The 25,851-nt window shown below is 73.1% G+C and carries 27 protein-coding genes and 1 pseudogene; 11 read left to right on the forward strand and 17 right to left on the reverse strand.

The features are described from left to right. Positions 1-40: 40 nt before the first annotated feature. Positions 41-568, forward strand: a complete 528-nt coding sequence (locus ACIRFH_RS17315) for a gamma carbonic anhydrase family protein (RefSeq protein WP_403521355.1) — start codon at positions 41-43, stop codon at positions 566-568. A gap of 60 nt (positions 569-628) precedes the next feature. Here the strand turns inward: ACIRFH_RS17315 and ACIRFH_RS17320 are convergent, their stop codons facing one another. Next, positions 629-1,276 (reverse strand): DedA family protein, encoded by a 648-nt coding sequence (locus ACIRFH_RS17320; protein WP_403521357.1) that lies wholly within the window; start codon positions 1,274-1,276, stop codon positions 629-631. Positions 1,277-1,416: 140 nt separating this feature from the next. Then, complete coding sequence (locus ACIRFH_RS17325; RefSeq protein WP_403521427.1) at positions 1,417-1,854, reverse strand: DUF4442 domain-containing protein; 438 nt, start codon at positions 1,852-1,854, stop codon at positions 1,417-1,419. Between the two features lie 84 nt (positions 1,855-1,938). On the opposite strand from ACIRFH_RS17325, the gene ACIRFH_RS17330 reads away from it, so the two are divergent. Beyond that, a complete protein-coding gene (locus tag ACIRFH_RS17330) occupies positions 1,939-2,901 on the forward strand; it encodes a hypothetical protein (RefSeq protein ID WP_403521359.1) in 963 nt (320 codons plus the stop codon). Between the two features lie 99 nt (positions 2,902-3,000). Further along, positions 3,001-4,026 (forward strand): hypothetical protein, encoded by a 1,026-nt coding sequence (locus tag ACIRFH_RS17335; protein WP_403521361.1) that lies wholly within the window; start codon positions 3,001-3,003, stop codon positions 4,024-4,026. A 28-nt stretch (positions 4,027-4,054) separates the two neighbouring features. Here the strand turns inward: ACIRFH_RS17335 and ACIRFH_RS17340 are convergent, their stop codons facing one another. The 4 genes and pseudogenes from ACIRFH_RS17340 to ACIRFH_RS17355 all read right to left on the reverse strand — a co-directional run bounded on the left by ACIRFH_RS17340 (position 4,055) and on the right by ACIRFH_RS17355 (position 7,116). Further along, positions 4,055-4,900 carry a spermidine synthase gene (locus tag ACIRFH_RS17340; protein WP_403521363.1) on the reverse strand — a complete coding sequence of 282 codons (846 nt, stop codon included), beginning with the start codon at positions 4,898-4,900 and terminating at the stop codon, positions 4,055-4,057. A 160-nt stretch (positions 4,901-5,060) separates the two neighbouring features. After that, positions 5,061-6,230: an elongation factor Tu gene (gene tuf / locus ACIRFH_RS17345; protein ID WP_403521365.1), complete on the reverse strand. Its 1,170-nt coding sequence runs from the start codon at positions 6,228-6,230 to the stop codon at positions 5,061-5,063. Positions 6,231-6,537: 307 nt separating this feature from the next. Further along, positions 6,538-6,801: pseudogene (locus ACIRFH_RS17350) on the reverse strand (hypothetical protein); the annotation flags it as partial. A gap of 3 nt (positions 6,802-6,804) precedes the next feature. Further along, positions 6,805-7,116, reverse strand: coding sequence for a DNA alkylation repair protein (locus ACIRFH_RS17355; RefSeq protein WP_403521367.1), 312 nt, complete (start codon positions 7,114-7,116; stop codon positions 6,805-6,807). 49 nt (positions 7,117-7,165) lie between these two features. Between ACIRFH_RS17355 and ACIRFH_RS17360 the strand changes: the two genes are divergently transcribed. From ACIRFH_RS17360 to ACIRFH_RS17370, 3 genes are all read left to right on the forward strand, one after another. Next, positions 7,166-7,942: a TVP38/TMEM64 family protein gene (locus ACIRFH_RS17360; RefSeq protein WP_403521369.1), complete on the forward strand. Its 777-nt coding sequence runs from the start codon at positions 7,166-7,168 to the stop codon at positions 7,940-7,942. A 188-nt stretch (positions 7,943-8,130) separates the two neighbouring features. Continuing rightward, on the forward strand, positions 8,131-9,006 hold the full coding sequence (locus tag ACIRFH_RS17365; RefSeq protein ID WP_403521371.1) for an undecaprenyl-diphosphate phosphatase: 876 nt from the start codon (positions 8,131-8,133) through the stop codon (positions 9,004-9,006). Between the two features lie 86 nt (positions 9,007-9,092). Further along, entirely contained in the window at positions 9,093-9,272 is a 180-nt protein-coding gene (locus tag ACIRFH_RS17370; RefSeq protein ID WP_225634949.1) for a hypothetical protein, read from the forward strand. Positions 9,273-9,327: 55 nt separating this feature from the next. On the opposite strand, the gene ACIRFH_RS17375 is transcribed toward ACIRFH_RS17370, so the two are convergent. Then, on the reverse strand, positions 9,328-10,068 hold the full coding sequence (locus ACIRFH_RS17375) for an SDR family NAD(P)-dependent oxidoreductase (protein WP_403521373.1): 741 nt from the start codon (positions 10,066-10,068) through the stop codon (positions 9,328-9,330). A 329-nt stretch (positions 10,069-10,397) separates the two neighbouring features. On the opposite strand from ACIRFH_RS17375, the gene lnt reads away from it, so the two are divergent. After that, positions 10,398-11,972: an apolipoprotein N-acyltransferase gene (lnt, locus tag ACIRFH_RS17380; RefSeq protein ID WP_403521375.1), complete on the forward strand. Its 1,575-nt coding sequence runs from the start codon at positions 10,398-10,400 to the stop codon at positions 11,970-11,972. On the opposite strand, the gene ACIRFH_RS17385 is transcribed toward lnt, so the two are convergent. Together ACIRFH_RS17385 and ACIRFH_RS17390 are read right to left on the reverse strand one after the other, a co-directional pair. After that, a complete protein-coding gene (locus ACIRFH_RS17385) occupies positions 11,896-12,801 on the reverse strand; it encodes a Gfo/Idh/MocA family protein (RefSeq protein WP_403521377.1) in 906 nt (301 codons plus the stop codon). The genes lnt and ACIRFH_RS17385 overlap by 77 nt on opposite strands. A 13-nt stretch (positions 12,802-12,814) precedes the next feature. Then, complete coding sequence (locus ACIRFH_RS17390) at positions 12,815-13,996, reverse strand: FAD-dependent monooxygenase (protein ID WP_403521379.1); 1,182 nt, start codon at positions 13,994-13,996, stop codon at positions 12,815-12,817. A 94-nt stretch (positions 13,997-14,090) separates the two neighbouring features. On the opposite strand from ACIRFH_RS17390, the gene ACIRFH_RS17395 reads away from it, so the two are divergent. The 3 genes from ACIRFH_RS17395 (at position 14,091) to ACIRFH_RS17405 (ending at position 15,839) form a co-directional block, all read left to right on the forward strand. After that, positions 14,091-14,690, forward strand: coding sequence for a TetR/AcrR family transcriptional regulator (locus ACIRFH_RS17395; RefSeq protein ID WP_403521381.1), 600 nt, complete (start codon positions 14,091-14,093; stop codon positions 14,688-14,690). Positions 14,691-14,739: 49 nt separating this feature from the next. Then, positions 14,740-15,252, forward strand: coding sequence for a DinB family protein (locus ACIRFH_RS17400; protein ID WP_403521383.1), 513 nt, complete (start codon positions 14,740-14,742; stop codon positions 15,250-15,252). A 113-nt stretch (positions 15,253-15,365) separates the two neighbouring features. Further along, entirely contained in the window at positions 15,366-15,839 is a 474-nt protein-coding gene (locus ACIRFH_RS17405; protein ID WP_403521385.1) for a hypothetical protein, read from the forward strand. 119 nt (positions 15,840-15,958) lie between these two features. Here the strand turns inward: ACIRFH_RS17405 and ACIRFH_RS17410 are convergent, their stop codons facing one another. The 8 genes from ACIRFH_RS17410 to ACIRFH_RS17445 all read right to left on the reverse strand — a co-directional run bounded on the left by ACIRFH_RS17410 (position 15,959) and on the right by ACIRFH_RS17445 (position 23,916). Further along, positions 15,959-16,483 (reverse strand): hypothetical protein, encoded by a 525-nt coding sequence (locus tag ACIRFH_RS17410; RefSeq protein ID WP_403521387.1) that lies wholly within the window; start codon positions 16,481-16,483, stop codon positions 15,959-15,961. Between the two features lie 122 nt (positions 16,484-16,605). After that, positions 16,606-17,289 (reverse strand): uracil-DNA glycosylase, encoded by a 684-nt coding sequence (gene ung, locus ACIRFH_RS17415; protein ID WP_403521389.1) that lies wholly within the window; start codon positions 17,287-17,289, stop codon positions 16,606-16,608. A 104-nt stretch (positions 17,290-17,393) separates the two neighbouring features. After that, on the reverse strand, positions 17,394-18,980 hold the full coding sequence (locus ACIRFH_RS17420) for an ABC transporter substrate-binding protein (RefSeq protein ID WP_403521391.1): 1,587 nt from the start codon (positions 18,978-18,980) through the stop codon (positions 17,394-17,396). 201 nt (positions 18,981-19,181) lie between these two features. Next, complete coding sequence (locus tag ACIRFH_RS17425; RefSeq protein WP_403521393.1) at positions 19,182-19,943, reverse strand: SDR family oxidoreductase; 762 nt, start codon at positions 19,941-19,943, stop codon at positions 19,182-19,184. 11 nt (positions 19,944-19,954) lie between these two features. Further along, entirely contained in the window at positions 19,955-20,716 is a 762-nt protein-coding gene (fabG, locus tag ACIRFH_RS17430) for a 3-oxoacyl-ACP reductase FabG (RefSeq protein WP_403521395.1), read from the reverse strand. A 472-nt stretch (positions 20,717-21,188) separates the two neighbouring features. After that, complete coding sequence (locus ACIRFH_RS17435) at positions 21,189-21,572, reverse strand: DUF3037 domain-containing protein (protein WP_403521397.1); 384 nt, start codon at positions 21,570-21,572, stop codon at positions 21,189-21,191. After that, positions 21,569-22,324 carry a HipA family kinase gene (locus ACIRFH_RS17440; protein ID WP_403521399.1) on the reverse strand — a complete coding sequence of 252 codons (756 nt, stop codon included), beginning with the start codon at positions 22,322-22,324 and terminating at the stop codon, positions 21,569-21,571. Before ACIRFH_RS17440 ends, ACIRFH_RS17435 begins: the two co-directional genes overlap by 4 nt. Positions 22,325-22,461: 137 nt before the next feature. After that, complete coding sequence (locus ACIRFH_RS17445; RefSeq protein WP_403521429.1) at positions 22,462-23,916, reverse strand: MFS transporter; 1,455 nt, start codon at positions 23,914-23,916, stop codon at positions 22,462-22,464. A gap of 216 nt (positions 23,917-24,132) precedes the next feature. Between ACIRFH_RS17445 and ACIRFH_RS17450 the strand changes: the two genes are divergently transcribed. Continuing rightward, positions 24,133-25,752 carry an amidase family protein gene (locus ACIRFH_RS17450; protein WP_403521401.1) on the forward strand — a complete coding sequence of 540 codons (1,620 nt, stop codon included), beginning with the start codon at positions 24,133-24,135 and terminating at the stop codon, positions 25,750-25,752. The last annotated feature ends 99 nt before the right edge of the window (positions 25,753-25,851 follow it).

Consider the following 25,851-nt stretch of genomic DNA (forward strand, 5'->3'; position numbering starts at 1 on the left):
TGGCGTACGGTGCACTGCATCACCCGACCAGGAGGCGATGATGACGCAGAAGGCACTGATCAAGGGCATCGGCGGCAAGGACCCGAAGGTGGACGCGGAGGCCTTCGTGGCGCCGACGTCCTCGGTCATCGGCGACGTGACGCTGCACGCGGGGGCGAGCGTCTGGTACGGCGCGGTGCTGCGCGGCGACGTCGAACGGATCACCGTCGGGGCGAGCAGCAACGTCCAGGACAACTGCACGCTCCACGCCGATCCCGGCTTCCCCGTCACGGTCGGCGAGCGCGTCTCCATCGGGCACAACGCGGTCGTGCACGGGGCGACCGTCGAGGACGACTGCCTGATCGGCATGGGCGCCACCGTCCTCAACGGCGCGGTGATCGGCGCCGGTTCGCTGGTGGCCGCCCAGGCGCTCGTCCCGCAGGGCATGCGGGTGCCGCCGGGCTCCCTGGTCGCCGGTGTGCCGGCGAAGGTGAAGCGGGAGCTGACGGAGGAGGAGCGTCAGGGCGTCACACTGAACGGGACGATGTACGCGGAGCTGGCCTCGCAGCACGCGCGGCTCGACGGGTGAGCGGTGGGGGACTGCGGCCCGCGGGCCGACTGCGGCCGGTCGCGCGGTCCCCCGCCCCCCTTACGGGGCGCTCGGCTCCCCGGCGGTCACAGCCTGGGCCTCCGACCGGGCCTTGCCCGCCTTGCGCTTGACGACGAGCATGGAGATGAGGCCGATGAGGACCGCGGCCACCAGACCCAGCCACGAGAAGCGCTTGAGCCAGGACTCGGCGACGACACCGACGTAGTAGATGACGGCGGTGGTGCCGCCCGCCCAGACGATGCCGCCCAGGACGTTGGCGATCAGGAACTTCCAGTACGGCATGTGCAGCACGCCGGCCAGCGGGCCGGCGAAGATGCGCAGCAGGGCGACGAAGCGGCCGAAGAACACGGCCCACATGCCCCACTTCTGGAAGGACCGCTCGGCGGTGGCGATGTGCCCCTCGCTGAAGTGCTTGGGGAACTTCCTGCCCAGCCAGGCCAGCAGGGGCCGGCCGCCCTTGCGGCCGATGGCGTAGCCGATGGAGTCGCCGATCACCGCGCCCGCGCTGGCGCAGGCGCCGAGGATCACCGGGTCGACCCCGCCGTGCTGGGAGGAGAGCAGGGCCGCCGAGACCAGGATGATCTCGCCGGGCAACGGGATGCCGAGGCTCTCCAGACCGATGACCAGTCCGACCACGGCGTAGACGGCCGCCGCGGGCACCGTGTCGAGCCACTCCTGGACGTGCAACGCCGCATCCTCCGATTCGCGTCCCTGCCGTGCGCGGGTGGGCCCCGACGCTTCCCGGGGGCGGCTCGGTCCGAGCCGCCCCCGGGAAGCCTACCGGTCCGCGCGGCCGTACCGGCCGGGTCCTCCTCGCCCCTGGCGGCTCAGCCGCCCGGCCTCAGGGTCCACACGACGGTCATCTCCCCGGTCACCGCGCCGTCCTCGCGCCGGATGGCGACGCTCACCGGGAACTCGGGGCGCTTGCCCTCGTCCAGTTCCGCGACGACCTCGGCGACCGGCCGGCCGAGGGTGGCGGTCGCGGTGACCGGGCCCAGGGCGATCTTCTTGAACGCGATCTCGGCGGTGACCGGCAGCGGCACGGCACGGGAGAGCTGGTCGCCGAAGGCGGCCAGGACGATCGCCCCGCTGGCCGACTCGCCCAGCGTGAACATGGCTCCGGCGTGCGGCCCGCCGACGTGGTTGCGGTACTCGCTCTGGTCCGGCAGGGCCAGGACCGCCTTCTCGGGGGTGGTCTCCAGGTACTCGAGGTTCAGGGTCCGGACCATCGGCACCGTGGCGGCGAGCAACTCGCCGATCGACATCTGATCTGCGCTCATGACAGCAGGTTACCCACGAGTAGCATGTGAGGACCAGAGGCTTCGAAGATCGCCGTATGCTTGCCGCCCATGTGGCCAGGAGACCAGTCATCCGCCGGGGGTCCGCACTCCGGGCAGCCGAACCCGTACCAGCGGCCCGGCCACCGGCAGAACTCCGCGCACCCCGGTCGGCAGCCGCCCGCTCCGTGGAACGCCCCCACGGTCACGGCGGGTCCGCCGCCGGGCGGCGGACCGGACGGACGCCGCACGAAGGTGGTGGCGACCGTCGCCGCCGCGGCCGTCGTGGTGGCCGCCGCCGTGACCGGGGCCGTCCTCCTGGGCGACGGCGGGGACGACCGGGCACAGCCGTATCCGGCCACGTCGTCGGCGTCCGCCCCCTCGCCCTCCGGCGGCGGCGACGGCGGCGACCCGCGGAACGCGGACGACGCCCCGCGGCCGACCGTGTCCAGCTGGAACACCGTGGTGAACCCGGAGCTCGGTGTCGCCTTCGACGTACCGGCCTCCTGGCAGCGGCAGTCGGCCGGCTGGGTCAGCTTCGTCACGGACGACGAGGACCCCGACGACAAACCCCTGATCGCCATGAAGGCCCCGGCCGTGCTCGAGGAGGAGTGGTGCTCCTCGGACGACGACCGGGACGGCTCGGTCGACCACACCCCCCTGGCCTCCGCCGGGACGCGGGGCAACAACGGTGCGCGGAGCACCGAGGAGATCGCCCGGTCCGACTCGGCGGAGTGGGTCTACGGGGCGTTCGCCCAGCCCGACCGGAAGAAGATCACGACGGAGCCGGCGGTCTCCTTCACCACCGCCTCCGGCATCACGGGCAGCCTGGCCACCTCCCGGTCGGCCGGGGTCGTGAAGAAGGGCAGGTGCGACGTGGACGGCAAGGCCACGACGTTCGCCTTCACGTCCGCCGACGGCGGCCTCGTCTCCTGGTCGTTCGTCGGTCCCGCGCGGGTCGGCGACGAGGTGCCGGACGCGACGGTACGGAAGATCGCGGGCACCGTCCGGGAGTTCACACCGTCGGACTCCTGAGGAATCCCGGCGCGGCCGGCCGCGCCGCACCAGCTTCGATATGTCCCTGACAAGGCCCGGTGGCCGAATCGTGTCCGGCCCGCACTAGGGTGACTGCACATGTGGCCAGGACAGCAGCCGCCCGGGGGCGAGCAGAACCCGCAGAACAACCCGTACCAGCAGCCGGGGTACCAGCAGCCGAATCCGTACCAACAGCCGGGCTACCAGCAGCCCGGTCCGTACGGGCAGCAGCCGCAGTGGAGCGCCGGCCAGCCGCTGGGCAGGCCGGAACCGCCGACCGTCGTCGGCGGCGGTGACGGCGGCGGAGGTGGCGGCAACCGGACGAAGCTGGTCGCGATCATCGCGTCGCTCGCCGTGGTGGTGACCGCCGGCGTGACCGGATTCCTGGTGCTGGGCGGCGACAAGAGCGACACGGCCGACGACGGCAAGGACAAGAAGCCGACCGCGAGCGCGTCCGGAACCCCGACGGCCGATCCGAGCGCGTCCGGCGGCGACAACCCGCGTGCCGGCGGCGACGAACCGAAGCCGACCGTCGAGGGCTGGAAGGTCGTCGCCAACCCGCGCTTCGGCACGCTGTTCGACGTGCCCGCCGACTGGGAGATCGACAACGCCGACACGAGCGTCGGCTTCGAGTGGGAGCAGGACGGGAAGACGGACCGCACCACCGTCACCGCCCCGGCCTACCTCAAGTCCGAGTGGTGCACCGACGACGCGAACAAGGACGGCCGCAAGGAGAGCACCGCCCTCGCCACCGCCGGCACCCGCGGTGAGAACGGCGCCAAGGACACCGCCATGGCGGCCGAGACCCGAGTGCCGTGGTGGATCTACGGCGGCTACACGCAGCCGGACAGGAAGAGCGTCAAGCACGACAAGCCGAAGGACTACACCACGGCCTCCGGCATCAAGGGCAGCGTCGTCACCGCCCACTCGGAGGGCACCCCCCAGAAGGGGAAGTGCGACAGCGAGGGCAAGGCGATCACCTTCGCGTTCAAGAACGGCGCGGGCGACTTCGTCACCTGGAACCTCTACGGCGCCAAGGGAGTCAAGGACGAGATCCCGGACGCGACGATCCAGAAGATCCTGAGCACCGTGCGTCTGACCGAGGACCCGCCGACGGAGGCCTAGCCCCCGCTCGGCGTGCCGTGCCCGCCGCTCAGCCGATGCCGAACGCCCCGGCGGGAGGCTCGGGCGACGGCTGGGCGTCCTCGTCCCGCACCGGCCGCGCGTCGCCGATGAAGTCCCGCAGGGCCTGCCCGTGCTCGACGCGGGCCGGGAAGGCGTCGGCGGCGGTGCGCCGGGCCAGCGCGGCCGTGTCGAGGGGCCGGTGCGCGGCGACGAGGACGGCGTTGCCGAAGCGGCGTCCGCGCAGCACACCCGGTTCGGCGATGAGCGCCAGCTCCGCGAAGAGCGTGCCGAAGGCGGCGAGTTGCGAACGCAGGAATGCGAACGGCGCCGCGTCGGCGAGGTTGGCCAGGTAGACGCCGTCGGCCCGCAGGACCCGCTCGGCCTCACGGACCCACTCGAAGGACGTCAGGTGCGCGGGCACGCGGGAGCCGCCGAAGACGTCGGCGACGAGGACGTCGGCCGAGTCCGCGGGCGCCGCCTCCAGCCAGGCCCGGGCGTCCGCGCCGTGCACGGTGACACCGGCGCCGTCCGGCAGCGGCAGGTGCTCGGCGACCAGGTCCAGCAGACCGCGGTCGGCCTCCACGACGTCCTGCCTCGAGCCGGGCCGGGTCGCGGCCACGTACCGGGGCAGGGTGAGCGCGCCCCCGCCGAGGTGCAGCACGTCCAGCGGACGTCCCGGCTCCGCCACGGTGTCCAGGGCGTGGCCGAGCCGCCGCGCGTACTCGAACTCCAGGTGCGAGGGCTCGTCCAGGTCGACGTACGACTGCGGCGCCCCGTCGACGGTCAGCAGCCAGGCCCGCCGCCGGTCGACGTCGGGCATCAGCTTCACGGTGCCGTGGTCGGTGACGCGGCTGACGGGTATGGCTTCGTTCACCTTCCCATTGTGCGGGTGGGTGGCACCCCTCCGGGGCGCGGGACCGCCGCGCGGGGACGGTCCCGCCGCGCGGAGGCGGTCCCGCGCCCCGGAGGCGGCCGGCCGCGCGGAGGCGGCCGGCCGCAACGAACCCGCGGCCCCCACGCACAGCCACCGGCCCTCACCCCACGGCGGTCACCGTCCCCGCGCCCACGGTCCGCCCGCCCTCGCGGACGGCGAACCCGAGCCCCGGCTCCAGGGGCACCTCACGCCCCAGCTCGACCGACATGGTGACCGTGTCACCGGGCCGGGCGACGGCATTCTCCCCGAGGTCCACGTCGCCGACCACGTCCGCGGTCCGGATGTAGAACTGCGGCCGGTACCCGGTCGTCAGCGGCGTCGAGCGCCCGCCCTCGCGCGCCGACAGCACGTACACCCGCGCCGAGAAGCGCCGGGCGGGCACGACGCTGCCGGGCGCGGCGACCACGTGGCCGCGGCGCACCGTGTCGCGGGCGACACCGCGCAGCAGCAGCGCCACGTTGTCCCCGGCCTGCGCCTCCTCCATCGGCTTGCCGAAGGTCTCCAGACCGGTGACGACCGTCTCGACGGACGCCCCGAGCACCTCGACCCGGTCACCGACGCGGACCGTGCCGCGCTCGACCGCGCCGGTGACGACCGTGCCGCGGCCGGTGATGGTGAGCACGTTCTCCACGGACAGCAGGAACGGCGCGTCCAGATACCGCTCGGGCGTGGGCACATACGTGTCCACGGCGTCGAGCAGCGCCTCGACGGAGGCCGTCCAGCGCAGGTCGCCCTCCAGGGCCTTCAGCCCCGAGACCCGCACGACGGGCACGGCGTCGCCGCCGTAGCCGTGCGCGGTGAGCAGTTCGCGGACCTCCAGCTCGACCAGGTCGGTCAGCTCCTCGTCACCCGCGTCGGCCTTGTTGAGGGCGACCACGATGTGGTCGACGCCCACCTGCCGGGCGAGCAGCACGTGTTCGGCGGTCTGCGGCATGATCCCGTCCAGCGCGGAGACGACGAGGATCGCCCCGTCGAGCTGGGCGGCGCCGGTGATCATGTTCTTGACGTAGTCGGCATGGCCCGGCATGTCGATGTGCGCGTAGTGCCGGGTGTCCGTCTCGTACTCGACGTGCGCGATGTTGATGGTGATGCCGCGCGCCGCCTCCTCCGGGGCGCGGTCGATGCGGTCGAACGGCACGAAGGCGCCGGCGCCGCGCCCGGCGAGGACCTTGGTGATGGCGGCGGTCAGGGTGGTCTTGCCGTGGTCGACATGGCCCATCGTGCCGATGTTCAGATGCGGTTTGGTGCGGACGTACGCCGTCTTGGGCATGGCGGTACCTCGAAGCCTCGTGGCGGTGGTGGGGACCCCTGGGGTCGGCCGACCCTCCCCCTGCGGGGTCCGCCGGACGATCCGGGGAGGGTCAGCTTCGGGCGCCGTCGGCGGCGGCCGGGAAGAAGGGGACGGCAGCCTTCGGGGCATCCGCGACCACGGATGCTGCGAGGTGGAAGGCGTACCGGAACATGACGCCGATCATCGCCGACGTTTTGTCCCACGTCGAATGCTTTTTTATGGCACGTGAGTTCGATCGGCACGCTTCCCGCACGGACAGCGGGGCGAGGGCCTGCCCGTGCGCGGCCACGAAGGCGCGTACGGCGTCGGGGTCGGTCTTCGCGTACTCGCGCAGGCAGTGGCCGAAGAGACGGTCGGTGTCGGCGCGTTCCCGGTGGCGCAGTCGGTGGAGCAGGGCGGCGCGGACCAGCCGGAGGTCGTCGTCCGCGATCCAGGCGTCCGTGCCGGCCGGCCCTCCGACGACGTGCGCGGCGAGCGGGTCGGCGGTGTCCCAGCAGGGGGGCGGTGGTGAGCAGATGACGGACCACGGGGAGGAAGGCGGAGGAGCAATACGTCACATGACGGCGCAGGAGATCGACGGCGAAGCAGTGGTACCCGCGCTCGGGCAGTCGCCGGCAGCGCAGCGCGATCGCGGTGCGGTCCGCCCCGCCGGGACGGGGCAGGCCGTCCCGGCGGGGCGGGTCAGGACACGGCGAACGGGCGTGGTCAGGCCCAGGAAGGGGGCCACGTCCTTCATGTACGCCCGCATGGCCGCGGCCCGCCCGGGATCGGCGGCGGCGGCGCAGACGGCGATGGGCCGTTCCATGACGGTGTCGGCGTAAGGGCTGTGCGGCACGTCCGGAATTCCCGTGTCCGTGACGCTCATGAGACGCACCCTACGGCGATCACACACATATGTCGGTTAGTGTCACCGGATGCTCGATGCCACCACCCGCTCTGGGGGCACCACGGCCTCTCCCCGGGCCGCCGCGACGGAGTTCGCCGTCGCCACGGCCGCCGGGCCCGTCGCACCGACCGGTTTCACCGCCCGCGTGACGAGAGTTCTGCTCTCCCCGTGGTCCCGCTTCTCCCTGCTCGTCGCCCTGCTCGCGTCGGCCGGGACGGCGGTGGTGCTGTTCCAGCCGCAGCGGTTGCTGACGAACGGCTGGCCGCCACAGCTCGGGGGCGCCGCGGCGGCGGTCGCCTACGCGGTGGCGTACGGACTGTGCACCGTCGCCTTCGTACCGCGTCCGTTGTTGAACCTGGCCGCGGGCGCCCTGTTCGGCTCGCAGCTGGGCCTGGCCTCCGCCCTGGCGGGAACGGTGCTGGGCGCCGGGGTCGCCTTCTGCCTGGGTCGGGTGCTGGGCCAGGAGGCGCTGCGTCCGCTGCTGCGGGGCAAGTGGCTGAAGGCGGCGGACGGGCAGCTCAGCCGGCACGGCTTCCGCTCGATGCTGGCGGCGCGGCTGTTCCCGGGAGTGCCGTTCGCCGCCGCCAACTACTGCGCGGCCGTCTCCCGCATGGGCCTGCTGCCGTTCCTGCTGGCCACGGCGCTCGGGTCGATCCCGAACACCGCCGCCTACGTCGTCGCCGGCGCCCGCGCCTCGACGCCGACCTCACCGGCCTTCCTGATCGCCCTGGCCTGTATCGCCCTGCCGGGGCTGGCCGGTGCGGTGGTGGCCTGGCGCAAGCGCCACCAGCTGCGCGGGCGCTGACGCAGACCCGTCCGGGGTGACGGGACCGAGAGGACCCGGCCGGGGCCCCGGGCCCCGTCCCCCCTGTCGCCGGGGGTTCATCCGGGAGCGTTACGCTGCCCTCGACACGCCTGACCCTGATCACCGCGGGCGGTGGCTCGGTGTGTCCATCGACCCTTTCTCGATCGGCACTTGGACTCCGTAACCTCATGTCTTGGTTTGAATCCCTCGTCCTCGGACTCGTCCAGGGGCTGACCGAGTTCCTCCCCGTCTCCTCCAGCGCGCATCTGCGCCTGACCGCGGCGTTCTCCGGCTGGCACGACCCGGGTGCGGCCTTCACCGCGATCACCCAGATCGGCACGGAGGCCGCCGTGCTCATCTACTTCCGCAAGGACATCGGGCGGATCCTCTCGGCGTGGACCCGCTCGCTCGCGAGCAAGGAGATGCGCGGGGACCCGGACGCCCGGATGGGCTGGTTGGTGATCATCGGTTCGATCCCGATCGGTGTGCTCGGTCTGACACTCAAGGACCAGATCGAGGGGCCGTTCCGCGACCTGCGCGTCACCGCGACCATGCTGATCGTCGTCGGCGTGATCATCGGCATCGCGGACCGCCTGGCGGCGCGCGACGAGAAGGGCGGCCGGCACCGCGCGCCCAAGCAGCGCAAGGAACTGGACAGCCTGGGCGTCCGGGACGGCCTGATCTACGGGCTCTGCCAGGCCATGGCCCTCGTCCCGGGCGTCTCCCGCTCCGGCGCGACCATCAGCGGCGGCCTCTTCATGGGCTACCGGCGCGAGGCCGCGGCCCGGTACTCGTTCCTGCTCGCGGTCCCCGCGGTGCTCGCCTCCGGCCTGTTCGAACTCAAGGACGCGATGGAGAGCGACCACGTCTCCTGGGGTCCGACGCTGTTCGCGACGGTCATCGCCTTCGGTTCCGGTTACGCGGTCATCGCCTGGTTCATGAAGTTCATCTCGACCAAGAGCTTCATGCCGTTCGTCTGGTACCGCGTCGCGCTCGGCATCGTCATCATCGCCCTGGTCGCGGCCGGAGTCCTCAGCCCGCACGCCGCGGAGTCCTCGGGCTGAGCCGGACCGGGCCCCCGCCCGAGAGGCATATGCCTGCGTAGCCGTCCGGTAGCGCAGTGTCAGTGCTTGCCCCTAGGCTTGTCCGCATGTCCCCCGATTACGTGACCCCTGGTTCCGTGCGTTCCGCCGCGGAGCTGAACGACCAGATCCGCGCCCTGTGGCGGCGTGCGGGCGGATCCCTGTCGGCCCAGGAGCGCGTGGAGTACGAGTTGCTGGTGGTCGAGTGGGCCGCCGCGATCCGCTGCGAGCTCATCGAGGCCGCCTGAGCGGCCGGCCGGGGAGACCGGTCCGTGGGCAAGCGCTCCGGGCCGCGTCGACGTCTCAGCGTCCTCCCGCGACGCGCAGCACCGTCCCCGTCGTGTACGACGCGTCCGGCGACATCAGCCAGGCGATGGCCGCGGCGACCTCCTCGGGCCGGCCCGCGCGGCCCAGCGGTACGGCCGCCCCCATCCGCCGGGCCCGGTCCGGGTCGCCCATGGCGGCGTGCATGTCGGTGTCGGTGACGCCCGGCGCGACGGCGTTGACGCGGACGCCGGCCGGGCCGAGCTCCTTGGCCAGGCCCACGGTCAGGGCGTCGACGCCCGCCTTGGTCGCCGCGTAGTGGACGTACTCCCCCGGGCTGCCGAGGGTCGCGGCGCCCGACGACACGTTGACGATCACGCCGCTCCCCCGCGCGGCCATCAGCTGGGCGGCGCGGCGGGCGCACAGCAGCGTGCCCAGCAGGTTGACGTCGAGGACCCGGCGCAGGTCCGCGGTGTCGCTGTCGGCGAGACGCCCCAGCGGGCCGGTCACGGCCGCGTTGTTCACGAGGCCCGTCACCGGGCCGAGCCCCCGCTCCGCCGCCTCGAAGAGATGCTCGACGTCCGCCTCGACCGACGTGTCCGCCCGCACGACGAGGGCACGGCCGCCGGCCTCCCGCACCCCGTCCGCGACCGCCGCGGCGGCCGCCTCGTCACGGAGGCAGCCGACGACGATGTCGTGCCCGTCGGACGCGAGACGCAGACAGGTCGCCGCGCCGATCCCCCGGCTGCCTCCGGTGACCACGGTGATGGGACGTGTCATGAGACCCTCCTGAACAGGTTTGATCGATCATCGATCATCCTAGGTATGGATCTCCTGCCTGCACAGACCGCTCACCGGCACAGTTCACCGTCCTCGTCGCGCGTGCGTACTATGCGCGGGCGAGCAGGTGTGCGAGCATCCCTCACGCTCTTCGTCCTCCTCGCCCTGCCCGCGCGACTGGGAGCTGGTTCGGGATTTCGGCATCCGGGTGGAGGAGAACCAGGGCTCCGGTCCCGCTGCGCCCCGGTCGGTGAGCGACCGGTGTGATCGACTGATCCGATCCGCACCGAGAGCGCACACTGAAGGCACCACGGGGTAGGGAGCCGCCCATGAAGACGCTCGGCCACTGGCTCACCTCCCCCTGGCGGCGCTCGGCCGTCGCCGTGCTCGCCGGCGCCCTGCCCGTCCTCGCCTTCCCCGCCCCCTCGCTGTGGTGGTGGGCCTGGGTCGCGCTGGTCCCGTGGCTGCTGCTGGCCCGGAGCGCCCCGACCGGCAGGCGGGCCGCCTACGACGGCTGGTGTGCGGGGTTCGGGTTCATGCTGGCCATGCACCACTGGCTGCTGCCCAGCCTGCACGTGTTCACGTTCGTCATCGCCGCGCTGCTCGGCGCGCTGTGGGCGCCGTGGGGATGGCTGGTGCGGCGGCTGCTGGGCGGAGCCCCGTCGGGCGGCAGGGTCGCGGCGGCGCTCCTGGTGCTGCCGTCGGGCTGGCTGGCCGTGGAGCTGGTCCGGTCCTGGCAGGGGCTCGGCGGTCCCTGGGGCATGATCGGCGCCAGTCAGTGGCAGGTCGCCCCGGCGCTGCGGCTCGCCTCGGTCGGCGGGGTGTGGCTGCTCAGCTTCCTGGTGGTGGCCGTCGACGTGGCCGTCGCCGTCCTCGTCGCCGTCCGCCGGGCCCGGGTGCCCGCCGTGGCCGGACTGGTCGCCACCGCCGCCGTCACCTCCGCGGTCTGGGCGTGGTCGCCTCGCCCCGACACCGGCGAGCGGGTCGCGATCGCCGTGGTGCAGCCCGGTGTCGTCGCCGGCCGTGACAGCGCGGACCGGCGCTTCGACCGGGAGGAACAGCTGACCCGCGCACTGGCGGGCCGGGGCGCCGACCTGATCGTCTGGGGCGAGAGCAGCGTCGGCTTCGACCTGGACGACCGGCCGGACCTGGCACGGCGGCTGGCGGCACTGTCCCGGGAGACGGGCGCGGACATCCTGGTCAACGTGGACGCGCGGCGCTCGGACAAGCCCGGCATCTACAAGAGCTCGGTGCTCGTCGGTCCGGACGGCCTGACCGGCGACCGGTACGACAAGATGCGGCTGGTCCCCTTCGGGGAGTACGTTCCGGCGCGCTCACTGCTCGGCTGGGCCACCTCCGTCGGCAAGGCGGCGGGCGAGGACCGCAGGCGCGGCTCGCAGCAGGTCGTGATGGACGTGGGGGACGGGCTGCGGATCGGCCCGATGGTGTGCTTCGAGAGCGCGTTTCCCGACATGAGCCGGCGTCTGGCCGCCGACGGCGCCGAGGTGCTGCTCGCCCAGTCGTCGACGTCGACGTTCCAGGACACCTGGGCGCCCGCGCAGCACGCCTCGCTCGCCGCGCTGCGCGCCGCCGAGACCGGCCGCCCGATGGTCCACGCGACGCTGACCGGTGTCTCGGCCGTCCACGACGCGTCGGGTGCGCGGATCGGCCCCCGGCTCGGCACCGACGCGAGCGCGGCCCGGGTGTACGAGGTGCCGCTCGCGCACGGCAGCACGCCGTACGTCCGCTTCGGCGACTGGACGGTGCGCGCGGCGCTGCTGGTCCTCGCGGCCTGGGCCGTCACCGACGGGGTGCGGACGCTGCGGCTCAGGCGGTCGGATCCAGCACCGCGCGTACCACCCGCTCGCACAGCTCATGGGTCTCCAGCGCGTCCCGGGCACTGAGCACCGTGCCCGCCCGCACGGCATCGAGGAAGGCGAGCACCGCCTGCTCGATGCCGCGCTGCCGGGCCACCGGCACCCAGTCGCCGCGCCGCCGCACGGTCGGCTGGCCCTTGTGGTCGATCACCTCGGCGAGGTTGACCACCTGGCGCTTGGTGTCCTGACCGGAGACCTCCAGGATCTCCTCGGCCGAGCCGCTGAGCCGGTTCATCACGCCGAGCGCGGTGAAGCCGTCCCCGGCGAGCTGGAGCACGACGTGGTGGAGCAGGCCGTCCTCGGCGCGGAAGCGCACGGTGACGTCGTCGACCGGTCCGGGCACGAGGAACCGCAGGGTGTCGACGACGTGGATGAAGTCGTCGAGGATCATCGTGCGCGGCTCCTCCGGGAGCCCCGTGCGGTTCTTCTGCAGGAGGATCAGCTCGCGCGGGTGCTCGGCGCACTGCGCGTAACCGGGGGCGTGGCGCCGGTTGAAGCCGACGGCGAGACTCGTGCCGCGCTGCTCGGCGAGGGCCACCAGCCGCTGGGAGTCGGCGAGTTCGTAGGCGAGCGGCTTGTCGACGTAGGTCGGCACGCCGGCGTCCAGCAGCCTCGTCACGATCTCGGGGTGGACGGCCGTCGGCGCGTGCACGAAGGCGGCGTCGAGGCCCTGGGCGAGGAGGGAGCCGAGGTCGGCGTGGCGCTGCCGGTCCGGGACGCGCAGGGCGTCGGCGACGCGGGTGAGGGTCGCGGGGGTGCGGGTCTGCAGGTGCAGCTCCACGCCGGGCAGGGCTCCGAGCACCGGCAGGTAGGCCTTCTGCGCGATGTCGCCGAGTCCGATGCAACCGACCTTCACGGGGTGTGCTCCTCTATCGCTCGCCGGCCCGGGTCCGCTGCGAAGCATACGGCGCCTGCGGGGGCCGCCAGTCGGCGATGCCGTCGAAGCCGCGCAGGAACAGCGCGGGACCGGTCCTCGACAGCGCGGCGATCGCGGCGTCGCGTACGGCGGTCACGGCGCGGTTGCCCGCCATGTTGAGCCGGGCGACCCTGACGGCCTGCCGTGCGACGGCGGTCGTACGGGGGAGCCGGGCGGCCGTGTAGGCGGCGAGGTCGTCCCGGTGGTGGGCGAGCACGATCGCGTCCTCGATCGCCTGGTTGCCGCCCTGGCCGAGGGTCGGCGGCATGGCGTGGGCCGCGTCCCCGAGGAGGGCGACCCGGCCGCGGTGGTGGGAGGGCAGCGGCTCGGCGATGTGGTGCACGTCGTGGCGCAGGACGTCCTCGGGGCGGGCGGCGGCGAGGACGGCGGGGATCGGGTCGTGCCAGTCGCCGTACCGGTGCAGCAGCTCGGCCCGCTCGTCCGCGGCGCGCCCGCCCGCCGCGGTGACGGCGGCGGCGTACGCGTAGACCCGGCCGTCCTTCAGCGGGTGCGTGCCCCAGATGCGGCCCCGGCCCCAGGTCTCGTGCGAGGCGAACGCGACGCCGGGCAGCGGGATGAGCAGGCGCCAGGTGGTGAAACCGGAGTAGACGGGTCCGGGGTGGTCCGGGAACAGCGTGCGGCGCACGGTGGAGCGGATGCCGTCGGCGGCCACGACCAGGTCGGCCTCCAGCTCGCCGTCGGGCGTGACCACGCGGGCCGGCCGGTCGTCGGCGCCGGGGTCGGCGAGGGTCGCGGCGGCGCCCGTGCGGATCGCGCCGGGCGGCAGCCGCGCGGCGAGGCGGTCGACCAGGACGGACCGGGGCAGCAGCACGAGCGGGCCGCCGAACCGGGCCGCGGCGGCCTCGGCGCTGGACCGGGAGAGCCAGCGCCCGCCCGGGGTGCGCAGGCCTCCGTCGCCCTGCCAGGCGGCGAGGCCGCGGATCTCGTCGCCGAGGCCGATGACGTCCAGGGCGCGCAGGGCGTTGGGCGACAGGGAGATGGCGGCGCCGACCGGCTCCAGGGCCGGGGAGCGCTCCAGGACGGTGACCCGCACGCCGGCTCCGTGCAGGGCCGCCGCCGCGGTGAGCCCGCCGATCCCGCCGCCGATCACGACGGCCCGCCCGGTCCGCGCCATGGCTCCTCCTCGCGTCCGCACTCGCTCACTACAGGTGTAGTGAGCCGTTGCCTCGACCGTACTACATCCGTAGTGCGCCGGGTAGGTTGGCCGCATGTCCGCCCGTACCGCACCCCCCACCGGCGCCGCCCGCGCCGGCCTCGTCGCCGACGCCGCGCTCGCCCTGCTCGCCGAGCGCGGGATGCGCGGCCTCACGCACCGCGCGGTCGACGAGGCCGCGGGGCTCCCCCAGGGCTCCACGTCCAACCTGGCGCGGACCCGGCAGGCCCTGCTGGAGCTGGCGGTGCGGCGGCTGGCCGAGCGGGAGGCGCGGGTGCTGGCCCTGCACGAGATGCCGGACCCGCGCGCCGGCCTCGACGCCCTGGTGGACGCGCTGGCGCTGGCGACGCACCGGGCCCTGACCCGCAACCGCGAACTCACCCTGGCGCGCTACGAACTGGCTCTGGAGGCCACGCGCCGGCCCGAACTGCGGGCCTGCTTCGACGCCACCGGCGCCCGCTTCCGCGAGCAGCTCGGCACCCTCGTCACGGCGATGGGCTCGGCCGACCCGGCCCGTCACGTGCTGTCGCTCGTCGCCTGGGCGGACGGGCTGATGTTCTCCTGCGTGGCCGGATCGTTCAGTGCCGAGGTGCCGGGACCGGACGAGGTGCGGGCGGGGCTGCGGGAGTTGATCGTCGGAATGCTGGGCCGCTGACGTGCGCAATTCACTGGTGGATCACACCGGCGTGGGCCAGGATGCGGACATGACCACCGATCGCCGCGAACCCGCCACCGATGCCGACGAACGCACCATGCTGGAGGGCTGGCTGGACTACCACCGGCAGACCCTAGCCTGGAAGTGCGAGGGCCTGACCGACGCTCAGCTCCGGACCGCCGCCGTGGCCCCCTCCTCCCTGTCCCTGATGGGGCTGGTGCGGCACATGGCCGAGGTGGAGCGGAGCTGGTACCGCAGGGTGCTGGCGGCCGAGGAGGCCGAGCCGATCTACTACAGCGACGAGGACCCGGACGGCGAGTTCCACCTGACCGAGGCGGACACCTGGCAGGAGGCGTACGCCACCTGGCAGGCCGAGATCGAGGCCGCCCGGCGCCACGCGGCGGCCTTCCGCCTCGACGAGATGTCCCGGGGCAAGCACCGGCGCACCGGCGAGCCGTTCAGCCTGCGCTGGATCCACACGCACATGATCGAGGAGTACGCGCGGCACAACGGCCACGCCGATCTGATCCGCGAGTGCCTCGACGGCGCCACCGGCGACTGACGTCACCCGCCGGGAGCGCGAGACCTCCGTATGGGGCCGGAGATCACCCGTGCGGGGGCAAACTCCGCCCGTCCGCCGTCGCGGAGCGGGCCCGAGCCGCCAGAGTGACGCGGGTGCATCGAACGACGACCACCGCAACACTGCTGCTGTCCGTGGCTGTCTCGGCCCTGTCCGGCTGTACGACGGTCCAGCCCGCCTCCGGTCCGGCGGCCGGCGCCCGGCCGGCCGCGCCCCGCGCGGACGGCCCGGCCGAACAGGGGGCCGTACAGGCCCCGGCCCGTGAGGCGCTGGAGATGACCGGCTCCTCCCCCTCCCCCGGCCGCGCCTCGAAGAAGCCGCACCGCACGGGGCGTCCGGCGACCCCGGCACCGCGCAGACCCCCGGCCGCCGCCCCGCAGCCGCCGCGCCCCGAGGTGCCCTGGCGGCCGGGCGGATCCGCCCAGAGACCCCGCGCCGATGTCCCCGACCTTCCGGGACCGGCCGGCAAGGGCGCGGGGACGAACGTGTGCTCCTTGGGCAGGAAGTACGGCGGCTGGCGTCCCGGCAGTCCGGAGGCGACCATCTGCGAGCAGACGTACGGCCGCTGAAGCCGTACCGCCCACGCCGCCGAGGCCGCGACCCCCACGACTGCTCAGCCCGTACCGCCCGCGGTCACCCGCCGCGTGCCGTTCAAGGCCACTGGGTCCTGCCGCCCGGCGCGTGCCCTTCACGGCCGCTGGCGCGGTGGTCCCCACGGTCCGTCCGGAGCGGGTCCGCCGTCGCCGAGCCGCGACTCCAGGCGGCGGATCGCGGCGCGCACGCCCTCGCCGTAGCGGTCGTCGGCCAGCGCCTCGGCCGCGGCGCGGGCCTGCCGCAGATGCACCCGGGCGGCCTCGCGGTGACCGAGCCTGTCGTAGTCGGCGGCCAGGTCCAGGTGCAGCGAGGGATACAGGGCACGAGCGGCGGGCATGCCCTCGTGGTGCTCGGCGCCGTGTCCCTGGGTGATCTCCTCGGCGGCGGACAGAGCCCGCAGGTCCCACGCCAGTTCGTCCCCCGGGTCGTCCTGGGTGTCGGCCAGGTAGTGGGCCAGGGTGCAGCGGTGCAGCGGGTCGCCGTGCTCGCCGATCTCCGCCCACAGGACGAGGAAGCGGTGCCGGGCCTCCTCGCGGTCGCCCGCGTGGTGCAGCATGACGACCTGCCCGATCCGCGTCAGCACGGCGTCCGGCGCCGCCTGCTCCTGTCCCTTGGCCACCACGTCCTCCGTGCCCTCGTCGGCTGTCCCCGACGACGCTAACGGCAGGCACCGGACTTCCAGGTCAGGCGGCCCGTGACGCGCGGGCCGGTCGACGGACGACCGGCCCTCCGGACGCCGTTTCAGCCCAGATCGGGGATGGTCCAGTCGATCGGCTCGTGCCCCTGCGCGGCGACCGCCTCGTTGATCTGCGTGAACGGACGGGACCCGAAGAACTTCTTCGCCGACAGCGGCGAGGGGTGCGCGCCCTTGACCACCGCGTGCCGGGTCTCGTCGATCAGCGGCAGCTTCTTCTGCGCGTAGTTGCCCCACAGCACGAACACCGCCGGATCGGGCCGGCCGGCCACCGCGCGGATCACCGCGTCGGTGAACAGCTCCCAGCCCCGGGACTTGTGCGAGTTCGCCTCGCCGGCCCGGACCGTGAGCACCGCGTTGAGCAGCAGGACGCCCTGCTTCGCCCAGGGCATCAGGTAGCCGTTGTCCGGGATCGGGATGTCCAGCTCCGCGTGCATCTCCTTGTAGATGTTGCGCAGCGACGGCGGGACCTTCACGCCCGGCCGGACCGAGAAGCACAGCCCGTGGCCCTGTCCCTCGCCGTGGTACGGGTCCTGCCCGAGGACCAGCACCTTCACCTGGTCGTACGGCGTGGCATCCAGCGCGGCGAAGACCTCCTCGCGCGGGGGGTAGACGGGACCGTTCGCCCGCTCCTCCTCGACGAACTCCATCAGCTCCTTGAAGTAGGGCTTCTGCAGTTCGTCACCCAGCACCCCGCGCCAGGACTCGGGCAGCATGGCGATGTCGGTCACGTCGTTTTCCTTACGGTGTGCGGTAGCTTCCAGTCCTCAGAACCTACCGGCGACCACTGACAATCCGCTCCCGGGGGCCCCGGCCGGGGCCGGGAACGGACCGTCTACCAGCTGGTCTTGCGGGACAGCTGCCACATCATCATGATCGTCGAGGGGTCCAGCGCCCGCTCCGCGCCCGAGATGTCGTCGCTCGCGGCCACGTACTGCTTGCCCTGCCACAGCGGCAGCAGCCGCGCGTCGTCCACGAGGATCTGCTGCGCCCGCTCGAAGTCCTTCTCCACGTTGGCACGGTCGCTCTCGCGCCGGGACCTGGGCAGCAGATCGCCGGTGATCTCGGGGGCCGGGTACGGCGTGCCGAGCGCGTTCTGCTCGCCGACGAAGGGGGCTATGAAGTTCTCGGCGTCCGGGAAGTCCGGGGACCAGCCGCGGCCGAACACCGGGTACTCGCCCTTCTGGTACCCCTCGACGTACGTCTTCCAGGGCCGGCTCCGGACCGTCACCGTGAACAGGCCGGAGTCGTCGAGCTGCCGCTCGATCTCCTTGAACTCCGCCTCGGTCTCCGAGCCGTAGCGGTCGGTGGTGTACCAAAGGGTGAGCGGGACGGGGTCGGTGATGCCCGCGTCGGAGAGGATCCGGCGGGCCTTGGAGACGCTGGGGTCGCCGTAGTCGTCGAAGAAGCCCGTGGTGTGGCCCGTCAGTCCCTTGGGGACCATGGAGTACAGCGGGTCGACGGTGTCCTGGTAGACCCTGTGCGCGATCGCCGCCCGGTCGATCACCTGGGCGACGGCCTGGCGTACGGCCTTGCGGCCCGCCCAGGGGTCCGTGGGGTTGAACACCAGGTAGCTGATCTCCGCGCCGGTGCCCTCGACCAGCTGGAGGTCCTCCTCCTTGGCGGCCTTGCCCTGGAGCGTGATGATGTCGTCGGCCGCGAGACCCCGGTAGGTGGCCTGGATCTCATGGTCGCGCAGGGCCTTCACCATGCCGGCGGAGTCCTTGAAGTACCGGATGGTCACCGCGTCGTTGTGGCGTTCCGCGAAACCCTTGTAGCGGTCGTTGCGGACGAGTTCGGCCCGTTCCCCGTCCTGGTACGCCTCGAGCGTGTACGGACCGGAGCCGGCGATGCCGTCGGCCTTGCGCAGCGCGTCCGCCGGGTACTCGGCGGGGTCGACGATCGACATCGCCGGCGTGGCGAGCACGAACGGAAAGGTGGCGTCGGGCTTGTGGAGGTGGAAGACCACCTCGTGCTCGCTGGGGGCCTGGACCCGGTCGAGGCTGCCGAGCAGTCCGGCGGGACCACCGTTGACGTCGATCTTCCTGATCCGGTCGATGGAGTGCTTGACCGCCTGCGCGTCCAGCGGATGCCCGTTGGAGAAGGTCAGGCCACCGCGCAGCTCACAGCGGTACACCTGGTTCGCCGCGTCGGTGAACGCGCAGTTCTTGGCGGCGTCGGGCTGGGGCGTGGTCGCACCGTTGGGGTAACTGAGCAGCGTCTGGTAGACGTTGCGGAACAGCTCCCAGGAGCCGTCCCAGGAGGCCGCCGGATCCAGTGTGCTGGGCGCGCTGGTCGTTCCCACGACGATCGGGCCCTCGTCCTTCGAGCTGTCGGACGACAGGACGCCGCATCCGGTGATCAGCGACGACATGGACGCGATGGCCGCGACGCTCCGCAGGCATCGATTCCGGTTGAACACGCGCACGCTCCTCGATCCGCCGTACCAAGGGTCGGCAGACCATATCGCAGCACCCGGCTCCCTGAACTCCCTTGTGAACAGGGGTTTTGATCATTTTCGCGATGACTACGTTGTCATGACCCGGATGATCTCACCACGCGGGCACGGGCGCCGTCGCTGTCGGCGGCGCCCGTGCCGCGGTGACGCGCCGCGGGTGGCGTGTCAGGCCACGCCGGCGTTCAGGAAGATGCCGCCGTCGACCACCAGGGTCTGGCCGGTGACCCACGCGGACTGCTCCGAGGTGAGGAACGCGGCGGCGCCGCCGATGTCGGAGGGGACGCCGAGCCGGCCCAGCGGGTAGCCCGCGGCGGCCTCCTCCTCGCGGCCCTCGTACAGGGCGGCGGCGAACTTCGTCTTCACGACGGCCGGGGCGATCGCGTTGACCCGCACCCCGGGCGCGAACTCGTGCGCCAGCTGGGCGGTGAGGTTGATCAGCGCGGCCTTGCTGACGCCGTACGCGGCGATGAAGGGCGAGGGCGACAGGCCCGCGACGGAGGCGATGTTGACGATCGTGCCGCCGTTGTCCTTCTGCCAGGCGTGCCAGGTGCGCTGGGCGAAGCCGAGCGCCGAGACCACGTTGGTCTCGAAGACCTTGCGCGCGACGTTCAGGTCGAGGTCGGCGATCGGCCCGAACACCGGGTTGGTGCCGGCGTTGTTGACCAGGTGGTCGACGCGGCCGAAGGCCTCCATCGTGCGCTCGACGGCGACGGCCTGGTGGGTCTCGTCGTGGGCCTTGCCGGCCACGCCGATGACCCGGTCGGCGCCGAGCTTCTCGACGGCCTCCTTCAGGGCGTCCTCGTTGCGGCCGGTGATGCAGACGCGGTCGCCGCGTGCGACGAGCGCCTCGGCGATGCCGTAGCCGATGCCGCGGCTGGCCCCCGTGACGAGCGCGACCTTGCCGGAGAGGGCGGGGAGTTCAGTCATGTCCGTCTTCCCTAGTCGAGCGGTCCGCCGGCCACGTACAGCACCTGGCCGGAGACGAAGCCGGCGGCCTCGCCGGTGAAGAAGGCGATGGCGTTGGCGATGTCCTCGGGCTCACCCACGCGCTGCACCGGGATCTGGGTCGCGGCGGCGGCCTTGAAGTCCTCGAAGCCCATGCCGACGCGGTCGGCGGTGGCCTTGGTCATCTCGGTGGCGATGAAGCCGGGGGCGACGGCGTTGGCGGTGACGCCGAACTTGCCGAGTTCCTTGGCGAGGGTCTTGGTGAAGCCCTGGAGACCGGCCTTGGCGGCGGAGTAGTTGACCTGGCCGCGGTTGCCGAGCGCGGAGGAGGAGGACAGGTTGACGATACGGCCGAAGCCGGCGTCCACCATGTGCTTCTGGCATGCCTTCGACATCAGGAAGGCGCCGCGCAGGTGCACGTTCATGACGGTGTCCCAGTCGGAGACGCTCATCTTGAACAGCAGGTTGTCGCGCAGCACGCCCGCGTTGTTGACGAGGATCGTGGGTGCGCCCAGCTCCTCGGCGATGCGGGCGACGGCCGCCTCGACCTGCGCCTCGTCGGAGACGTCGCAGCCGACCGCGATCGCCTTGCCGCCGGCCGCGGTGATCTTCTCCACGGTGTCCTTGCAGGCTGCCTCGTCGAGGTCGATCACGGCGACGGCACGGCCTTCGGCGGCCAGTCGTACGGCGGTGGCGGCACCGATGCCGCGCGCGGCTCCGGTGACGACGGCGACCCGCTGCTCATGGATGGACATTGCTGCTTCTCCTCGTCCTGGGGATGCGGCCCGTGCGGGGCCCTTCGGCACGCCCTTGGGTGAGCGACCGCTTAGTACCTTCCGCAGACGTGACGCTAGAAGCCCTGGCACCCGGTGTCAACGGGACACCGGGCCGGTGTGATCCATTACCCGGATCCCCGGGCGCGCCGGCCGGGCCGGACTCCCCCGGACGGCCCAGCGCCACGGGCCCGCGCGGCGTGCGGGGCGGGTTGGGCGGTGCGTCCCGTTCCGGTCCGGGCGACCGGGACGTCGGTATCGGCCCGAGCCGCGTCGGCCGGGGTCTACGGAGGTGAGGCGTCGTCGGCGGATCGAGGCGCGGGGGGCCCGCCGGGAGGGGCGGCGCGTCCGAGGCGCGGGACCGCGCCCGGCGGGGCCGAGGCACGCGGACCCCTTGGGCCGGGCGGCCGAGACACGCGGACCCACCCTCGGGCGGCACGGTGAAGAGGTCGTGCTACCGCACCAGCAGGTCGAGGAGCCGCTCCGTCTCGGCGGCCGGATCGGTGGTGAGGCCGGTGTGCACGGGGCCCGGCTGGACGATCGTGGAACGGGGGGCGATCAGCCAGCGGAAGCGGCGGCCGGGGTCGTCGGATGCCGCCTGGCCCGCCGCGGCCCCGCCGACGCACACGCCCTCGACGGCGCGCAGCGCGGCGCGCACGCCGGACAGGTCCACGTGCGGGTCGAGCGCGAGCAGCCGGTTCTCGTCGAGGTGGGTACGGACGCCGACGTAGGAGGCGGCCCGGCAGTACACGAGCACTCCCGCGTTGACGCACTCGCCGCGCTCGATGCGCGGCACGACGCGCAGCAGCGCGTACTCGTAGACGTGGCGGTCGTTCACCGGGTCCCCTCGATGCGGTCGTGGATCGTGGCGGCCCGGGCGAGCAGCGGCCGGGCGTAGGCCCGCCGCAGGTCGTCGGGGGTCGCGAAGCCGGGCTCGTCCGTCAGCCAGACGTCCGGGATCTCGGCGGTGACCTCGGCGAGGAGTTCCTCGGTGACGAGGGGCGCGAGCGCGTCGGCCGCCGCGCGGACGTCGGGCTCGAACGGCGCGAGGGCGTGGTCGCGGGCGTCGTAGGGGCGGGCGGCCGAGGCCTCGGCGCCGGGCCAGTTGTGGTGCCAGATCATGGTGGCGCCGTGGTCGACGAGCCACACGTCGCCCCGCCACCGCAGCAGGTTGGGATTGCGCCAGGACCGGTCGACGTTGTTGACCAGCGCGTCGAACCAGACGATCCGCCCTGCCTCCGCCGGGCTCACCTCGAAGGCCAGCGGGTCGAAACCGAGGGCGCCGGAGAGGAAGTCCATGCCGAGGTTGGTGCCGCCGCTGGACTTGAGGAGTTCCTGTACCTGCTGGTCGGGCTCGCCGAGCCCCAGCACCGGGTCGAGGCCGACGGCCACCAGCCGCGGCACACGGAAGCCGAGCCGGCGGGCGAGTTCGCCGCAGACCACCTCGGCGACGAGCGTCTTGCGACCCTGCCCGGCACCGGTGAACTTCAGGACGTAGGTCCCGAGGTCGTCGGCCTCGACGAGTCCCGGGAGCGACCCCCCTTCACGCAGAGGCGTGATGTAGCGGGTCGCGGTGACCTCTTTCAGCATTCTCCCGGGCCATCCGTCTCTTCAGCCTGCAGCCGTCCACGGCCGTCAGCCCTTTGCTTCCGGCCTCGGACATGAAGTGAGCATAGTAACCGGGGGTGATCGCCGGCGAAGACGGTGTACGGAGGCGCCGGGCCCGCTCACCGGCCCGCCCCAGTTCCGCGACGCCCGTGTTCCTGCTGTCGGGACGCGTCCGGACCGGGTTCCAGGGGCGGACAGGTGAGGGAGAGGTGGGAGCGGCACACGGGGCGCGGGGCCTCCTCGACCCGGTGGCGTACGTGCCGGGGACGGACGAACAGGGCGGCCGTCGCCGAGGCGGCGAGGAACAGCACGACGGTCACGACGGCGGCGCGGTGGAAGGAGCGGTTCACCGCGGCACCGGAGGTGTAGGCGTCGCCGGAGAGGCCCACCAGGAGCGGCAGCGCGGCGACGATCAGCAGTTGGGCCACCCGTGCCGCGGTGTTGTTCACCCCGCTCGCCAGTCCCGCGTGCTCGGCGTCCACGGAGGCCAGGACGGTCGCCGTGAGCGGTGCCACGAACAGGCTCATGCCCAGGCCCATCACCAGGACCGGAGGAAGAACGTCCGGCAGGTAGGCGGAGCCGGGCCCGACCCGCAGCAGCAGCGACGCTCCGGCCGCGGCCACCAGCGGCCCCGTGATCAGGGGCACCGCGGGCCCGATGCGCCGGGCCAGGGCGCCCGCCCGGGCGGAGAGCAGGAGCATCAGCACGGTGATGGGCGTCGTGGCGAGACCGGCCTCCAGCGCGTCGTAGCCGAGCGCCGTCTGCAGCTGGACGGGCAGCAGGAACAGGATGCCGCCGATGGCCGCGTACAGGTACACCGTCATCCCGTTGGTCGCCGAGAACAGCCGGGAGGAGAACAGGGAGAGCGGCATCATCGGGTTCCCGGCCCGGCGTTCGACCCCGAGGAAGGCCGCCCCCGCGGCCACGGCGACCGCCGCCGGAAGCACGGCGCGGGTGGCGGGGCCGCCGGACGAGGCACTGATCAGCGCATAGCTCACGCCACCCAACGCCACGGCCGCGAGACACGCGCCCAGCGTGTCGAAGGGACGTCCGGCGGCGGCGGGATCACGGCTCTCGGGTACGAAGGCGACCGCGACGAGCAGCACGGCGACCGCGACGGGCACGTTGATGAGGAAGATCCACCGCCACCCCGGCCCGTCGATCAGCCAGCCCCCGAGGAACGGGCCGAGGGCGCCCGCCACACCGGTCAGGCCGGACCAGGCTCCCACCGCGCGCGACTGGTCGTCGGGGTGGAAGGACGCCCGTACCAGTGCGAGCGAGCCGGGGGTGAGCAGCGCGCCGCCCACGCCCTGCAGCGCACGGGCGCCGATGAGCACGTACTCGTTCGACGCGAGGCCGCACAGTGCCGAGGCCCCGGCGAACCAGGCGACGCCCAGCAGCAGGGTGCGTCGTCTGCCCGACCGGTCGCCGAGCGCGCCGCCCCAGAGGATCAGCGCGGACAGCGTCAGCATGTAGGCGTTGACGACCCACTGGAGCACCGACAGGGAGACGCCGAGATCACGTCCCATCCTCGGCAGGGCCACATTGACGGCCGTGCCGTCGAGCATGGCCATACCGGACGCGAGCACGACACAGGCCAGGACCCAGCGCCCGCGCGCCGAGGCCAGGCGCAGACCGTCCGTGGCGTCTCCGTTTCCGCTCACGCCCTCCAGCCTGCCGGTGACGGCCACCGGGTGCTCGCGGGAAGCGGCAGGAGAGGTCACCGGACCCACGGGCGGTGAAGCGGCGGCCTCTTGCGCCGGCCGACCCCGTGCAGTGGGCTGTCCCCCATGAGCAGAAGACGCCTCGCGATACTGACCGCGGCCCTGGTGGTGCCCGCCCTTCTGACGGGTGCTCCCGGCCATCGCGCCGAAGCCGCCGAGCCAGGTGCCGGCGGTTCGTCGGCACCCTCCGGACCGTCCCTCCTGCGGGGAGTGGACCTCGACACGGTCACCATCCCCGAGTTGCAGGCGCGCATGAGGCGCGGGGCACTGACCTCGTCCGCGCTGACCCTGACGTACCTCCGGCGGATCGAGGCCGTCGACCCGAAGATCCATGCGGTGCTGCGCACCAGTGCGACGGCCCTGCGCCAGGCGGCCGCCAGCGACGTCCGGCACCGGCTCGGCAGGACCCTGGGCCCGCTCGACGGCATCCCTGTTCTGCTGAAGGACAACGTGAACACCCGCGACATGCCGACGACGGCCGGGTCGCTGGCGCTCGCCGGGAGTCTGCCGGACACGGACGCGGATCTGGTCACGAGACTGCGGGCAGCGGGCGCGGTGATCCTCGGCAAGACCAACCTGTCCGAATGGGCCAACTTCCGCGCGGCGAAGCCGACCTCGGGCTGGTCGGCGGTGGGCGGGCAGACGCACAACCCGTACGTCCTGGACCGGAATCCGTGCGGATCGTCCTCCGGTTCGGCCGCCGCGCTCGCCGCGTCGCTGGCGCAGGTGGCGATCGGCACCGAGACGGACGGCTCCATCGTGTGCCCGGCCGGGATGAACGGGGTGGTCGGTCACAAGCCCAGTCTCGGACTGGTCAGCCAGTCGGGCGTCGTCCCGATCTCCGCCGAGCAGGACACGGCGGGCCCCATGGCACGCAACGTGATCGACACCGCGCTCACCCTCTCGGTGCTCAGCGGGCACGACACCGCGGGCGACGACGGTGCCTCCGGCCTCATGGACGCGGCCACGCGCCCCGGTGCTCTGCGCGGCAAGCGGATCGGTCTGTGGCGGCTTCCGTCGCTCGGCACCGAGGTGGACGCCCTGATGACCCGCACCGCGGCGGACCTGCGTGCCGCGGGGGCCCAGGTCGTCGAGGTGACGCCGCCGTACCAGGACAGGCTCGCCGAACTCGAGTTCCCGGCGCTGCTGAGCGAGTTCCACCGGGACATCGACGCCTACCTCTCCACCCGCGGCGGGCCTCGGGACCTCGCCGAACTGATCGAGTTCAACCGCGCGCACCCGGCCGAGCGGACCTGCTTCGCCGGTCAGGAGCTGTTCGAGCAGGCCCTGGCCGCGCCGCCGCCCACCGACCCGCGCTACCGGGCGATGCGCGCCGAGCTGCGGGACCTGTCCCGGCGGTCCATCGACGAGACGATGGACGCCCACGGCCTGGACGCCATCGCGTCCCCGGCGAACCCGCCCGCGTGGACGACCGACTGCGCGCGCGGCGACAACGACGTGATCCCCTCCTCGACCCCGGCCGCCGTCGCCGGGTACCCCTCGCTGTCCGTGCCCGCCGGGTTCGTCGGTGAACTGCCGGTCGGGCTGCTGCTGATGGCCGGCGACCACCAGGACGCCGGACTGCTGTCGCTGGGCGCGGCGGTGGAGCACCGGCTGGATGCCTGGCGGGCCCCCCGGTACCTGCCCTCGGCACCGGCCGGCGCCGCCCCGCGAAACGGCCGGTGACGACGGGACGGGACTCCGTCACGGTCCGGACTGAACAGCACGGGCCCCGCGGACGTACCTCTCGGCAGAGCACGCGTCCAGCCCCGGAAGGGAACGTCA

Origin of the sequence: Streptomyces sp. NPDC093586, from assembly GCF_044764905.1 — a bacterium.
Lineage (GTDB): Bacteria > Actinomycetota > Actinomycetes > Streptomycetales > Streptomycetaceae > Streptomyces.